A 14,347-nucleotide genomic window follows, 5' to 3' on the forward strand; every position below is an offset into this window, starting at 1 on the left:
TTTCAAAGCGAGTTTGACCGATTTTTGCTAGAGGATTAAAATTAATGAAAGTGTATAAAAAAATTAAATTTTTTGCTTAGAAAGAAAAAAGCCCACCAAAAGGTGAGCTTAGGAGTTCGTAAATAAACTACTGAAGTAATCTTAATACATTTTGAGAAGCTGCATTTGCTTGAGCCATAGCATAAGACCCACTTTGAGCTAAGATATTAGCTTTAGAGTAGTTTGCACTCTCACTTGCAAAGTCAACATCTCTAATTTGAGATTCAGCAGCTTTAACATTAACTTGAGTTACGCTAATGTTGTTAATAGTTGAGGTGACTTGATTCATCGTAGCACCGATGTTTGCTCTAATGGTATCAAGATTTGCTATAGCAGTATCAGCTATATCCATAACAGCCATAGCACCTCTTAAAGTAGTAACACCAGCTGATTGTTTGCTTCCAGCTAATGGCGCAGTTGTCATAGCATTAAAGCCCATAGCTGAAGCTATATCTGCACTAATTTCACCTTTGATACTTTCAAGATTAACTGTGCTTTGTGCTATTTGAGCTGATCCAATACCAGCGTTTGAAATATTAGTTCCACTTAAAAAAATATCAGAACCATCATTTTTAACTAAAGTTAGCCTACCATAGTTTTCTTCTTTTATTTGGCCATCTAAACCACCTGTTGAACCACTAATCTTAATACCTCTACCATCTGCTGAATTTAACACTAATCTTCCATCTACTATAGAAGCTTCAACACCAGTAGTGTCTTTTTTAGCATTGATAGCAGCTACTAAAGCTCCATCTTTATCATTTGCTTTAAATGTAACCTTACCTATAACAACACCGTTTATAGCAAAGGTTTGTCCTGTAGAACCAGCAGTTATTGCAGCACTTGATATAGTTTGAACCACAGCAGTTGCTCTAACTCCTGTTTTATCAGAAGCTTTGTTAATCTCAGCTGCTAAAGCTCCAAGTCCTGTTCCAACACTATATGAAATATCTACGCCTTGAACTGTATAATCATTAATACCATCATATTTTTTGATGACAAGGTTTTGATTTGCCACCGCACCTGTAATATTTTTACCTGTTTCAAAGCGAGTTTGACCGATTTTTGCTGAGTTAGTTGAACCTATAGTAGCATTTACAGTTTGGTTTGATTTGTCCCCGATCTGGAATTTTGCATTTGCAAAAGAACCACTTAAAAGTTGCTTACCATTGAAAGTTGTAGTATTTGCTATGTTTTCAAGTTCTTCCATAAGTTTTACGATTTCACCTTGAATCATCGCTCTAGTTTTAGCTGTTTGACCATCTTGAGCTGCTTGAGTAGCTTTAACTTTAATGGTATCTAGTATTTTTAATTGCTCATCCATAGCTTTATCAGCAATTTGAAGTATACCATTTGCATCGTTTGCATTGTTAATAGCTTGGCCTAAAGAATTAGCTTGAGTTCTTAAACTATCAGCAATCGCTAAACCAGAAGCATCATCTGCAGCAGAATTTATTCTCAAACCTGAACTAAGTCTTCCTAAAGAAGTATCTAAAGCTCTTGAGTTCAAAGTAGAGTTTACATGAGCATTTAAAGCTGCAGTATTTGTGTTAATACGAAATCCCATTTTAAATCCTTTTAAATATATTCAACAACGTCATGCTGTCGTTAAAAACTATATCGGAAGTATTTTTTTTTTTTTTAATATTTTTGCAATATTTTTTTATATTTTTTTGGAACACTTATTGCTTTAAGCCTAACTAAGCAATATTTTGAAAGGATTTAAAATGGGTTTTAGAATAAACACCAACATAGGTGCAATGAATGCACACGCAAATTCAGTAATCACAGCTAGAGAATTAGATAAATCTCTAGGAAGACTTAGTTCAGGTTTGAGAATAAATTCTGCTGCAGATGATGCTTCTGGTATGGCAATAGCTGATTCACTTAGAAATCAAGCAGCATCTTTAGGTCAGGCTATTAACAATGGTAATGATGCTATAGGTATTTTACAAACTGCTGATAAAGCTATGGATGAGCAATTAAAAATACTAGATACCATTAAAGTTAAAGCTACTCAAGCAGCTCAAGATGGTCAATCAGCTAAAACTAGGGTTATGATACAAAATGAAATCAATCGTTTGATGGAAGAGCTTGATAACATAGCAAATACTACAGCTTTCAATGGTAAGCAACTTTTAAGTGGAAATTTTGTTAATCAAGAATTTCAAATTGGAGCTCAATCAAATCAAACCGTGCATGCAACCATAGGGCCAACTCAATCAGCAAAAATCGGTCATACTCGTTTTGAAACAGGTGCTAGAGTTACTGGTAGTACTACTGCGAATTTAATATTAAAATCATATGATGGTATTAATGATTATACATTCCAACCTATTCCTATTTCATATAGTGTTGGAACAGGACTTGGAGCTTTAGCAGCTGAGATAAATAAAGTAGCTGATAAAACAGGAGTTAGAGCAACTGCTGTGGTTCAAACTATATCAAGTGGTGCATTAGCTGCTGGTTCTACAGGATCAAGTTTTGCTATAAATGGTGTTGTTATAGGTAAGGTTGCTTATGAGGCTGGAGATAAAAATGGAGCTTTGGCAGCTGCTATCAATGCTAAAAAAGACACTACTGGGGTTGAAGCATCTGTAGTAGATGGAAAACTCATATTAAATTCAGCAGATGGTAGAGGTATTAAGATTAGTGGTTCAATGGGAAGTTTAGCTAATCAGGTTGTAGATGAAAATTACGGAAGACTTTCTTTGGTTAAAAATGATGGTAGAGATATATTATTAGGAGGAAGTAATATTTCTGCAGTCGGTCTTGGTTCAAATGCAGCTATGGCAGAAGTAACTGCAAATTTACAAGATATCAAAGGCAGAATTACACCTGATATAGCTTCAGCTATGGGCTTTAATGCTATGAGTACTGCTGAAAATATTACTAGTCCAAAAAGTGCTGGTGTAAGCACGCTAAGAGGTGCTATGGCTGTTATGGATTTAGCTGATAGTGCTATTATCACACTTGATACTATTAGAGCAGATATTGGTGCAGTGCAAAATCAAATCACAGCTACTATTAATAATATCAGTGTAACTCAAGTAAATATTAAATCAGCTGAATCAACTATTAGAGATGTGGATTTTGCAGCTGAGAGTGCAAACTTTTCTAAATACAACATTCTAGCTCAAAGTGGTTCTTATGCTATGAGCCAAGCAAACGCTGTCCAACAAAATGTATTAAAACTTTTACAATAAGCCAAAGCCCTTTTAAAGGGCTTTAAAATCGATTTTTTTCAATGCTTCATTTTGAATGGTTAAAAAGCTAATAAAATTTTCAAGCCATTCTTTGTTTGCTTCTAACCATTGTATGTTTTTTAACATTTTTTCTTCATCTGTGTTGATTGGTTTTACAAAAATAGTTGCTAGATTACTTTCAAGATGAAAAAATAAAGGTTCAAATAATTCACTTTTTATAAAAGGATTATCATAAACTTTTATTTTAAAAGAATCAATTTTTTTAATCAATGCAGTAATGTTTTTTTGTGAATTTTCTTCTAGAATTTTATTTGTTTGGTTAAAAAGATTTTTTCCCTGTTGTAAGTATTTTTCCAAAATATTTAATTGTTTTTCTATAATTAAATGTATTTTTGTGGTATTTTTTTGGTGATTTTTATTTGGAAAAGCAAAATAAGGTTTATCTTCTTTTAATAACTCTTCACAAAGCTCTTTAAATGGTTTTTCTATAGCACCTTCTATCCTAGCTCCACCTTCAGTGGCGTTATAGGTTGTGATGTTTATTTTTTTATAAAGTTCAATATCTCTTTGAAAGGTTTTTCTAAAAATATCCCAGCACATATTCGTTTCTACCTTACCATTACCACCATAAGCAGTAACAAATAAACCTTCTTTTCTGTCATTTTCACTTTCTTGGGTATGTAGATATTCTTTAGGATGAGAATTTCCATCTTCTCCATAGGCTAAATCTTGTCCTATTAAGATGATATTTTTATGCCCTAATTTTTCAGCTAAATCATAAGCCATATTAGCTACGCTTAAACCTGTACCTAAATAACCATAATCATTCATATTTAAAGCTTTAGAAAAAGGTAGTGGTCTATGTACTAATATATATGGTTTTTTTGTTTTTTCTAAAGTATCTATAACACTTTTATGTGCTACACTAGCTACAATAAATAATATATCTTTATCAAATTCTTGATTATCTTTTTCAAAACACTGATAAACAAGGTTATGTCTTTCTAAAGCTAAAACATAATCAGGTTTTATATTATGTTTTGCAAGTATTGGATATGCCGTATCAGCACATATAATAGTTGCCTTATTAACATATTCTTTTAACAAAGGTAATTGTTTTATCAAAGATGGACCAGTAGAAACTATAATAGCATTTTCTATTTTATCTTTTCTTTGTTGGATTAAGTCTTTTAAGCTAGGATTGGCTAGTTGATAAGGTAAATTATGTAAAAGTTGGGTGATGCCTTCAAAAGAATCTAGTGGAGAGTTTCCTTTAGCATCTGTGATATATTTAATAGCTTTTAATGTGATAGAATTGGTATTTAAAATATTTTCTTCATAGTATTTTTCATAATAATTAATTGTAATGTGAAGATTATAGAGTTTTAAAAGAGTGTTTATACCTTTGTTTTCTAAAAAATTAACTAATATATTAAAATTTACTTTATAAAACAAAATCACTTTTTCACTTCTTAGCTCTTCGCTTAAATCTAAATAATGAAAAACCAAATAAATAATCTCTAATTCTTCTTCAAATATAACTAAATGATTTCTTAAAGGATTAGAAAGTAAAGCTTTGTATAAAATTCCATTACCCAAACCATAAAAAAATAAAACAGGATATCTTAAAAATTCTCCATTAAATAGTTTTAAACTTTCATCTAATTCTTTTAAAGGATCTTTATATACAAATTCTTTTCTTTTTTTATCTAGTATATTTATATCTAAATTATCATTACTTCCTTGAAAAAGTTCAAATCGTTCACACTCTTTAAGCTCTCTTAATTTTAAAGCTAAAGGCTGGTCTTTTTCAAATAAAGCTTGAGTGTTTTTTAAAAAAAGTTCATTCATGTTTTTACCTTGTAAGTTGAAAAAGCTCTATAGTATCATCTTTTATTGTGATATCAAATACATATAAAAGATGTAAAAGAGTTTTAAATGTTTCTTCGTATTCATTTAAAAGTTCTTCTAAAATTTGTTTTTGTTCGTTTTCATCTTTTGGATTTTTACACAATATCGCATTCACTCTTAGCTCATGATGATATAAAATATGTGGGTAAAGCTCATAAGCTCCATTTGATTTCTTACAAAGTTGATTTTTAAAAGCATCAATTTGTGAAAAAAGTTTTTTTACTTTTAAAGTCTTTTTGCATATTAGAATTTTTTCTAAAATATTTTTTAATGTTTCAATGTTTTTTTGATTAAGCAAAAGCATTTTTTTTATATTTTTTGCTGCTCTTTGTAGATTTTTTCCTATTTTTGTTTGAGTGATTTTAAGAGGCTTTAGATAAGGTTTTTGGGTGAGTAATAACTCTTCACACACTTGCTTAAATGGTTTTTCTATAGCACATTCTATCCTAGCTCCACCTTCAGTGGCGTTATAAGTTTTTATACCTAGTGGATTCATCAAGGCTATGTCCTTTTCAAAAATATCTTTAAACATTTTCCATAAATAATTCGTTTCTACCTTACCATTACCACCATAAGCTGTTATAAATAAATCTTGTTTTCTATCTCCTTCGAAGTCTTCTTCAAAATAATGATATTCTTTAGGATGAGAATTTCCATCTTCTCCATAGGCTAAATCTTGTCCTATTAAGATGATATTTTTATGTCCTAGTTTTATGGCTAATTCATAAGCCATATTAGCTACACTCATGCCACTCCCTAAATAACCATAATCATTCATGTTTAAGCTTTGTGCAAATGGTAGTGGTCTATGTACTAACATAAAGTTTCTATTGTTTTTCTTAAGATAGTCTATTGTGTTTTTATAGATTAAACTTACAACTATAAATAATATATCTTTATCAAAATCTTTAAAATCATTATTAAAAAATTCAGAAGTTAGTTCTATTCTTTCTAGAGATAATACATAATCAGGTTTTATATTATGTTTTGCAAGTATTGGATAAGCACTATCAGCACATATAATAGTTGCCTTATTAACATATTCTTTTAATAAAGGTAATTGTTTTATCAAAGATGGACCAGTAGAAACTATAATAGCATTTTCTATTTTGTCTTTTCTTTGTTTGAGTAAATCTTTTAAGCTAGGGTTATTTAAAAGTGGGAGTAAATTCCTAGTTAGTTGGGTAATGCCTTGTAGAGAATCACTAGGAGCGTTTCCATTTTTCATATGATTTAATTTAATGGCTTGAATAATATTAGTATTTATTGAACTTATATTGTAAGAATTATAAAAATCACAATGTGTAAAAAGATTATAAATTTTATAATAATTTTTTATAGTAGAATAAGTCATCAAAACATCAAGTTGGGTAAATGTTACTAATGGCGTGTAAAACAAAATCACTTTTTCACTTCTTAGCTCTTCGCTTAAATCTAAATAATGAAAAACCAAATAAATAATCTCTAATTCTTCTTCAAATATAACTAAATGATTTCTTAAAGGATTAGAAAGTAAAGCTTTGTATAAAATTCCATTACCCAAACCATAAAAAAATAAAACAGGATATCTTAAAAATTCTCCATTAAATAGTTTTAAACTTTCATCTAATTCTTTTAAAGGATCTTTATATACAAATTCTTTTCTTTTTTTATCTAGTATATTTATATCTAAATTATCATTACTTCCTTGAAAAAGTTCAAATCGTTCACACTCTTTAAGCTCTCTTAATTTTAAAGCTAAAGGCTGGTCTTTTTCAAATAAAGCTTGAGTGTTTTTTAAAAAAAGTTCATTCATGTTTTTACCTTTGATTTATTTTTTATATCGGATAAAGCATTTTGTAAAATTATCCTTTGTTGATGTAAAAGATCGATAATTTCTTTTATGTATCTTTGATGATTAATAATGTATGATAATGTATTTATGAGCTGTTCTTGTTCATTTTGTGTTTTTAGACTTTGCAATTTTATAAAATTTGGCTCATTTGCAAAAAGTAAAGTAAAAAGTATATCACTCATACTTTCCCAATTTTGTTGTGAAAATAATAAAGATTTAAAAGTTTTTATATATTCTTGCGCCAAAATTATTTCATTATAATCTAAATTTTTAAGTGCATCTTCTAAAGTATAATTTTGAGCAATAAGATTGATTTTTTCTATAATAGGTTCTATTTTTTTTAATATTAAATCACACGAAGATGTAAAAATTATATTGGTTTTTATATGTTTTTCTAAAGTGGCAATCGAAGATAAAATGTAGTTTCTAGAATCATCATAAATTTCTAATTTTGGAAAAAATTTATTCTTGCCTTGTTTTAACTCTTCACAAAGCTCTTTAAATGGTTTTTCTATAGCACCTTCTATCCTAGCTCCACCTTCAGTGGCGTTATAAGTTGTGATAAGATGCTTGTTATTTTGTATATCTTCTTCATAAGCCTTCTTATAAAGCTCCCAAACACAATGAGTATAAACCTCTCCTTTGCCACCATAAGCTAGTGTTTTTATAGGTTCATAACGATTTGTATCTAAGTTGCTTCCATGTAAAAATTCTTTAGGATGAGAATTTAAATTTTCATCATAGGCTAAATCTTGTCCTATTAAGATGATATTTGTATATCCTAAACCTATAGCAAAATGATACAAATAATTAGCCACACTTGAAAATTTTGTATCACTATAACCATAATCATCAAGTTTAAAAGTATGATTAAAATTGCTAGAAGTTAAAGTGATTATAATATTTTTTTTGTGATTTTGCAGAGTTTGAATAACATTGGGATTTGTGGTGCTTGAAAGAAGAAAAATAGCATTGTTGTCTTCAAAATATTTTTTAAAAAAAATATTTGGCAAGGTGCTTATTTCAATATTTCCGATATAGTCAGGTTTTATACCATACTCATGTAAAATATTATAAGAACCATCAGCACAAAAAATACTCACCTTATTTTGAATTTCTTTTAACAAAGGAAGCTGTTTGATAAGACTAGGTCCACTTGCTACTATAATAGCATTTTTATTTTTTGCTTTATGTTTTAAAAGTAATTCTTTAGTACTTGGGTTTTTCAAGCATGTATAAAGATTTTTAGTAAAAATTTCCAAACCCTCTAAGCAGTGTTCACTTGAATGCATAGCGTTTTTTATATTTTCAAGTGTTTCAAGACATATTTTTTCTACAAAATCTTTGAGATTATGATTTTTAAATGGAAGTAATGTAAAAATCTCATGATAAAATAAAATATTCTGATTTAAAAACATTAATTTAGCTGTTTGGGTGTTAAAATCTAGTGAATTATAAATTTTTAATTTACCGTTTTTTAGAAAATCACTAAGATCATAGTTTTTAAAGATAAAATAAATCACTTCCAAGTCATCTTCAAAAATGATAAGATGTTTTAGTTTGTCGTTTTTGAAAAGTTCTAAGATATACTCTCCTATACCATAAATAAAAAGTGCAGGATAATTTGAATAATTATCTGTAATTTTTTTTAAAAATAATTCATTCTTAATAGGTTTTTTATGTTTTTTACAAGTTAGAATTTTTGTTGCTAAATTTGATTCGATACTTAAAATGTTTTTTTGTAAAAAATTCATTTATCTTCCTTTGAAATAGCACTATAAAACTCTTTTAGTGTTGATTGAAGAATTTTTAGCCATTCTTCTTGTTTTAAAACCCATAGTATCATCCTTGTTTTTTTATCTTCTTGGTTTATTGCCGGTATTAAATAAATTTTTGCAAGTTCTAGTTCAACATCTTTTAATGCAGGAACTAAAATTTCACCCAATAAAGCAAAATCTTTTTCAAATGTAATTTTAAAATTATGAATTTGATTATTGATGTTTAAAATTTGTGAAAAATCTAATTTTGCAATATCTGTGGTTGATTTTATATAGGTTATAATGCTTTGTAAACTTATGCTAAGTTTTTGAATTTGATTTAGTATATTTACATTGAAGATTTTTTCTATACCCTTATCAATTTCATCTTTTTTGATTTTTAATTCTTTTTCATTTAAACCTTGTAATTTTTCAAAATAAGGTTTATCTTTTTTTAATAACTCTTCACAAAGCTCTTTAAATGGTTTTTCTATAGCACCTTCTATCCTAGCTCCACCTTCAGTGGCATTATAGGTTGTGATGTTATTGGTATCTATAGAATATTCTAAACTTTCCTTGAATAAAATCCACCATTGATTAGTCTCAACTTTACCATTACCACCATAAGCAGTAACAAATAAACCTTCTTTTCTATCATTTTCACTTTCTTGGGTATGTAGATATTCTTTAGGATGAGAATTTCCATCTTCTCCATAGGCTAAATCTTGTCCTATTAAGATGATATTTTTATGCCCTAATTTTTCAGCTAAATCATAAGCCATATTAGCTACGCTTAAACCTGTACCTAAATAACCATAATCATTCATATTTAAAGCTTTAGAAAAAGGTAGTGGTCTATGTACTAATATATATGGTTTTTTTGTTTTTTCTAAAGTATCTATAACACTTTTATGTGCTACACTAGCTACAATAAATAATATATCTTTATCAAATTCTTGATTATCTTTTTCAAAACACTGATAAACAAGGTTATGTCTTTCTAAAGCTAAAACATAATCAGGTTTTATATTATGTTTTGCAAGTATTGGATATGCCGTATCAGCACATATAATAGTTGCCTTATTAACATATTCTTTTAACAAAGGTAATTGTTTTATCAAAGATGGACCAGTAGAAACTATAATAGCATTTTCTATTTTATCTTTTCTTTGTTGGATTAAGTCTTTTAAGCTAGGGTTGGCTAGTTGATAAGGTAAATTATGTAAGAGTTGGGTGATGCCTTGGATGGAACTTTTAGGGGAGTTTCCTTGATCATTAACTAAGTAAAAACATAAATTTTTAACTTGCGAAGAAAGATTGTCATAATAATCATCTTTATAATAATTATTATGTGATAAAAGCTCACTATTTTGAAGGTAGTTTTTTACATTAAGATCTTCTCTGAGTAGTTTTTTTAAATTTTGTTTGTGAAAATTTTCTACCACATACAATCTTTTCTCTTTTAATTCTTCACTTAAATCTATTAGATGAAAAACTATATAAAGTATTTCAATATTAGGTTCAAAAACAACTATACTTTTATGATTTTCATTTTTTAACAAAGCTTTATACAATAAACCATTACCCAAACCATAAAAAAATAAAACAGGATATCTTTCATATTTAGTATAAATTTCATTGTATTTTTCATCAAAGAATTTTTCAGGATTATCATAGAAGCTTTGTTTTAATTCGTGATCGTATATATTTATATCAAAAGTACTTTTTCCTGCAAATACTTCAAAACGCTCATTTGATTTTATACCTTCTATTTTATCAGCCAAGATAGCATTATACTCTTCTAATGCTTCTAGGTTTTTAGTAAAATTTGCTTCATAGGCGTTCATGAGTTTTCCTCTATGAAATTTTTTAGGTTTGTTAAAGAATTTTTTATAGTGCTAATTTGTTTTTTTAAAGTATCAATAACTATTTTTAGCCATTCCTCATGAGCTATGACCCACATGATCATACGAATTTTTTTATCTTCTTGAGTGTGTGCACTCATCATTGAAATTTTAGCTAGTGTTGTTTCTTTAGAGGCTAAAGCGGTTGTTAGTGCTTCGCTAAAAAAACCCATATTTTCATCTTCCAAAAATTCTTTAATCTTATGTAATTTTTCATTTATATCTAAAAGTTTTACAAAATCTATTTTTTCAAGATCGATTTGATAGCTTGTTTGGTTTATAAGATTTAAGATTGGTATTAAAATTTCTTCACATTGAGTTGTTTTTTTTTCTGCTAATGGTATGATTTTGACTAATGAATCATAAGCATTTTTTGCAAGTTCGAGTTGTTTTTTTGTATCTATATAATACAATGGTTCAAAAATTATTTGTTTTTCCTTAAGAAGTAAATTTTGACAAATAGCTTCAAAAGATTCTTCTTTGGCATGGTTGATTCTTGAGCCTCCTTCAGTTGCGTTATAGGTTGTTATACCTTTTTTTAAGGCATCTTGTATAGAAAATTCGAAATTTTGTCTATAAGTATTCCAAGCTCCATGAGTATAAACCTCTCCTTTGCCACCATAAGCTAGTGTTTTTATAGGTTCATAACGATTTGTATCTAAGTTGCTTCCATGTAAAAATTCTTTAGGATGAGAATTTAAATTTTCATCATAGGCTAAATCTTGTCCTATTAAGATGATATTTTTATGTTCAAGTTTTAATGCTAAACTATAAGCCATAGTCGATACATTTAATCCTCCAAGAGTTCCAAAATCTTGCAAATGTAAAAAATTTTTATGTAAAAGAGTGTTTTTTGAAATAAGCATATAATTTCTATTATTAGACTCAAGATATTCTAAAGTTTTACTATGTGCGGAGTCTGAAATTACAAATAAAATATTTTTATCAAAATCTCCAAAATCATTATTAAAAAATTCACTTGATAAATCATTTTGCTCTAAACATACAACATAATCAGGTTTTATATTATGCTTTGCAAGTATTGGATAGCTTCCATCAACACATATAATAGTTGCCTTGTTAGCGTATTCTTTTAATAAAGGTAATTGTTTTATCAAAGATGGACCAGTAGAAACTATAATAGCATTTTCTATTTTATCTTTTCTTTGTTGGATTAAATCTTTTAAGGGAGGATGAGAAATCATTTTAGGAATATTGCAAATGTATTTTTGCATATCATCTAAATATCTTTCAACATTAAAACCTAAGGCACTATATAAAAAATTTAAATTCTGCTCTAAATTATGATTTATTTCATCTATACTAGATTGAAAATAATCATAGTAGTTGCAATGACTAAAAATTTTACTATCATATAAATAACTTCTTAAGCCTAAAGTTCCACTAAAATAAGCAATAATATCCATCATATCAAAATCATTTGCATCCACCACATACAATCTTTTCTCTTTTAATTCTTCACTAAAATCTATTAGATGAAAAACTATATAAAGTATTTCAATATTAGGTTCAAAAACAACTATACTTTTATGATTTTCATTTTTTAACAAAGCTTTATACAATAAACCATTACCCAAACCATAAAAAAATAAAACAGGATATCTTTCATATTTAGTATAAATTTCATTGTATTTTTCATCAAAGAATTTTTCAGGATTATCATAGAAGCTTTGTTTTAATTCGTGATCGTATATATTTATATCAAAAGTACTTTTTCCTGCAAATACTTCAAAACGCTCATTTGATTTTATACCTTCTATTTTATCAGCCAAGATAGCATTATACTCTTCTAATGCTTCTAGGTTTTTAGTAAAATTTGCTTCATAGGCGTTCATATAGACCTTCTTCCATGGTTTTTACTTGTAATTTTATATGGGGAATGATAAAATCAATCCAGTTTTTATGTATATCTAAATATTCTTGTCTTTTGGCGTATTCTTCTTCTATATTATTAGGATTTTTTATATAATTTTGTGCAATTATATATTCAAAATGAAAAAATATTGAGCGAATTAAATCTAAAAAATAATTTTTAAATTCTTCCTCTTCAAATTTGGACTTCATTTGATAAATTCTTTGACTTAATGGTTTAAAATTTTCATCATTAAATTTTAAATTTTCTAAGCAATCAATTAAATCTAGCTTTAAAAGTTCACATTCGCTGATATAAGTTTTTGCTAAAATGAGATTTTTTTCTATACCCTCATCAATTTCATCTTTTTTGATTTTTAATTCTTTTTCATTTAAACCTTGTAATTTTTCAAAATAAGGTTTATCTTTTTTTAATAACTCTTCACAAAGCTCTTTAAATGGTTTTTCTATAGCACCTTCTATCCTAGCTCCACCTTCAGTGGCATTATAGGTTGTGATGTTATTGGTATCTATAGAATATTCTAAACTTTCCTTGAATAAAATCCACCATTGATTAGTCTCAACTTTACCATTACCACCATAAGCAGTAACAAATAAACCTTCTTTTCTATCATTTTCACTTTCTTGGGTATGTAGATATTCTTTAGGATGAGAATTTCCATCTTCTCCATAGGCTAAATCTTGTCCTATTAAGATGATATTTTTATGCCCTAATTTTTCAGCTAAATCATAAGCCATATTAGCTACGCTTAAACCTGTACCTAAATAACCATAATCATTCATATTTAAAGCTTTAGAAAAAGGTAGTGGTCTATGTACTAATATATATGGTTTTTTTGTTTTTTCTAAAGTATCTATAACACTTTTATGTGCTACACTAGCTACAATAAATAATATATCTTTATCAAATTCTTGATTATCTTTTTCAAAACACTGATAAACAAGGTTATGTCTTTCTAAAGCTAAAACATAATCAGGTTTTATATTATGTTTTGCAAGTATTGGATATGCCGTATCAGCACATATAATAGTTGCCTTATTAACATATTCTTTTAACAAAGGTAATTGTTTTATCAAAGATGGACCAGTAGAAACTATAATAGCATTTTCTATTTTATCTTTTCTTTGTTGGATTAAGTCTTTTAAGCTAGGGTTGGCTAGTTGATAAGGTAAATTATGTAAAAGTTGGGTGATGCCTTCAAAAGAATCCTCTGAAGAATTTCCTTGCCTAAGTACTAGTGATTTTATGCTTTCAATACATAAAGAATTTATTTTATTGATTTTTTCTCCGTAGTTTTCGTAAAAATTTGATACAAAAAGCAAATCATAAGTTTTTACATAAAAATGAATTTTCTCTTGCTCAAAAAATCGATAAAAAGTTAAAAAATTAACATCTTCATATAAATAAATTTGTAATCTTTTATTTTGTAAATCTTGACTAAAATCATTCAAATGTAAAGCAATGTATAAAAGTTCTATTTCAGGTTCTATAATGCAAATATAGTCTTTCAAAGGGTTTTTTAAAAGATTGTGTATTAATACTCCATTACCAATCCCAAAAAAAATCAAAAAAGGATGTCTTTTATAATTTTGCTCATAAAAAGATAAATTGTTTAATGTATTTTGTACGCAAAATTGCTTCGTTATATGATCGTATATATCATAGTTTTTCTCAAAAAGCTCGAATCTTTCGTTACTTTTGATTTGTAAAATTTTTTCTGCTAAAATTGGATTTGCACTTTTTAGAGTTTGTAAATTTTTAGAAAAATTTAGCTCAAGTTGCATTATAGTCCTTTATTAATA

8 protein-coding genes are annotated in these 14,347 nt (G+C 27.7%); 1 reads left to right on the plus strand and 7 read right to left on the minus strand.

Annotated elements, in window-relative coordinates; genetic code table 11:
* Positions 1 to 127: 127 nt before the first annotated feature.
* A complete protein-coding gene (locus CAQ16704_RS00805; RefSeq protein WP_039666461.1) occupies positions 128 to 1,606 on the minus strand; it encodes a flagellin in 1,479 nt (492 codons plus the stop codon).
* A 160-nt stretch (positions 1,607 to 1,766) separates the two neighbouring features.
* Between CAQ16704_RS00805 and CAQ16704_RS00810 the strand changes: the two genes are divergently transcribed.
* The gene (locus CAQ16704_RS00810) at positions 1,767 to 3,245 is read left to right on the plus strand and encodes a flagellin (protein ID WP_039666462.1); all 1,479 of its coding nucleotides are present in this window, start codon (positions 1,767 to 1,769) and stop codon (positions 3,243 to 3,245) included.
* 12 nt (positions 3,246 to 3,257) lie between these two features.
* On the opposite strand, the gene CAQ16704_RS00815 is transcribed toward CAQ16704_RS00810, so the two are convergent.
* Genes CAQ16704_RS00815 through CAQ16704_RS00840 form a run of 6 tightly spaced genes read right to left on the minus strand, consistent with a single transcriptional unit; the run spans position 3,258 to position 14,329 of the window.
* Entirely contained in the window at positions 3,258 to 5,096 is a 1,839-nt protein-coding gene (locus tag CAQ16704_RS00815; RefSeq protein ID WP_039666463.1) for a motility associated factor glycosyltransferase family protein, read from the minus strand.
* 4 nt (positions 5,097 to 5,100) lie between these two features.
* Positions 5,101 to 6,951 (minus strand): motility associated factor glycosyltransferase family protein, encoded by a 1,851-nt coding sequence (locus CAQ16704_RS00820; protein ID WP_052244947.1) that lies wholly within the window; start codon positions 6,949 to 6,951, stop codon positions 5,101 to 5,103.
* Positions 6,948 to 8,744, minus strand: a complete 1,797-nt coding sequence (locus CAQ16704_RS00825) for a motility associated factor glycosyltransferase family protein (protein ID WP_052244948.1) — start codon at positions 8,742 to 8,744, stop codon at positions 6,948 to 6,950. Before CAQ16704_RS00825 ends, CAQ16704_RS00820 begins: the two co-directional genes overlap by 4 nt.
* Entirely contained in the window at positions 8,741 to 10,594 is a 1,854-nt protein-coding gene (locus tag CAQ16704_RS00830) for a motility associated factor glycosyltransferase family protein (protein WP_052244949.1), read from the minus strand. The genes CAQ16704_RS00825 and CAQ16704_RS00830 overlap by 4 nt, the downstream gene beginning before the upstream one ends.
* A complete protein-coding gene (locus CAQ16704_RS00835) occupies positions 10,591 to 12,507 on the minus strand; it encodes a motility associated factor glycosyltransferase family protein (protein WP_039666464.1) in 1,917 nt (638 codons plus the stop codon). The genes CAQ16704_RS00830 and CAQ16704_RS00835 overlap by 4 nt, the downstream gene beginning before the upstream one ends.
* Positions 12,494 to 14,329: a motility associated factor glycosyltransferase family protein gene (locus CAQ16704_RS00840; protein WP_039666465.1), complete on the minus strand. Its 1,836-nt coding sequence runs from the start codon at positions 14,327 to 14,329 to the stop codon at positions 12,494 to 12,496. The genes CAQ16704_RS00835 and CAQ16704_RS00840 overlap by 14 nt, the downstream gene beginning before the upstream one ends.
* Positions 14,330 to 14,347: the final 18 nt, after the last annotated feature.

It is taken from the genome of Campylobacter sp. RM16704, assembly GCF_000816245.1.
In the GTDB taxonomy this organism is placed as follows: domain Bacteria; phylum Campylobacterota; class Campylobacteria; order Campylobacterales; family Campylobacteraceae; genus Campylobacter_D.

What these genes read in the sequence shown, in the direction of transcription:
- CAQ16704_RS00815 (WP_039666463.1), bottom strand. Translation starts at nt 5,096, where the DNA reads ATGAATGAACTTTTTTTAAAAAACACTCAAGCTTTATTTGAAAAAGAC.
- CAQ16704_RS00805 (WP_039666461.1), bottom strand. Translation starts at nt 1,606, where the DNA reads ATGGGATTTCGTATTAACACAAATACTGCAGCTTTAAATGCTCATGTA.
- CAQ16704_RS00840 (WP_039666465.1), bottom strand. Translation starts at nt 14,329, where the DNA reads ATGCAACTTGAGCTAAATTTTTCTAAAAATTTACAAACTCTAAAAAGT.
- CAQ16704_RS00830 (WP_052244949.1), bottom strand. Translation starts at nt 10,594, where the DNA reads ATGAACGCCTATGAAGCAAATTTTACTAAAAACCTAGAAGCATTAGAA.
- CAQ16704_RS00825 (WP_052244948.1), bottom strand. Translation starts at nt 8,744, where the DNA reads ATGAATTTTTTACAAAAAAACATTTTAAGTATCGAATCAAATTTAGCA.
- CAQ16704_RS00820 (WP_052244947.1), bottom strand. Translation starts at nt 6,951, where the DNA reads ATGAATGAACTTTTTTTAAAAAACACTCAAGCTTTATTTGAAAAAGAC.
- CAQ16704_RS00810 (WP_039666462.1), top strand. Translation starts at nt 1,767, where the DNA reads ATGGGTTTTAGAATAAACACCAACATAGGTGCAATGAATGCACACGCA.
- CAQ16704_RS00835 (WP_039666464.1), bottom strand. Translation starts at nt 12,507, where the DNA reads ATGAACGCCTATGAAGCAAATTTTACTAAAAACCTAGAAGCATTAGAA.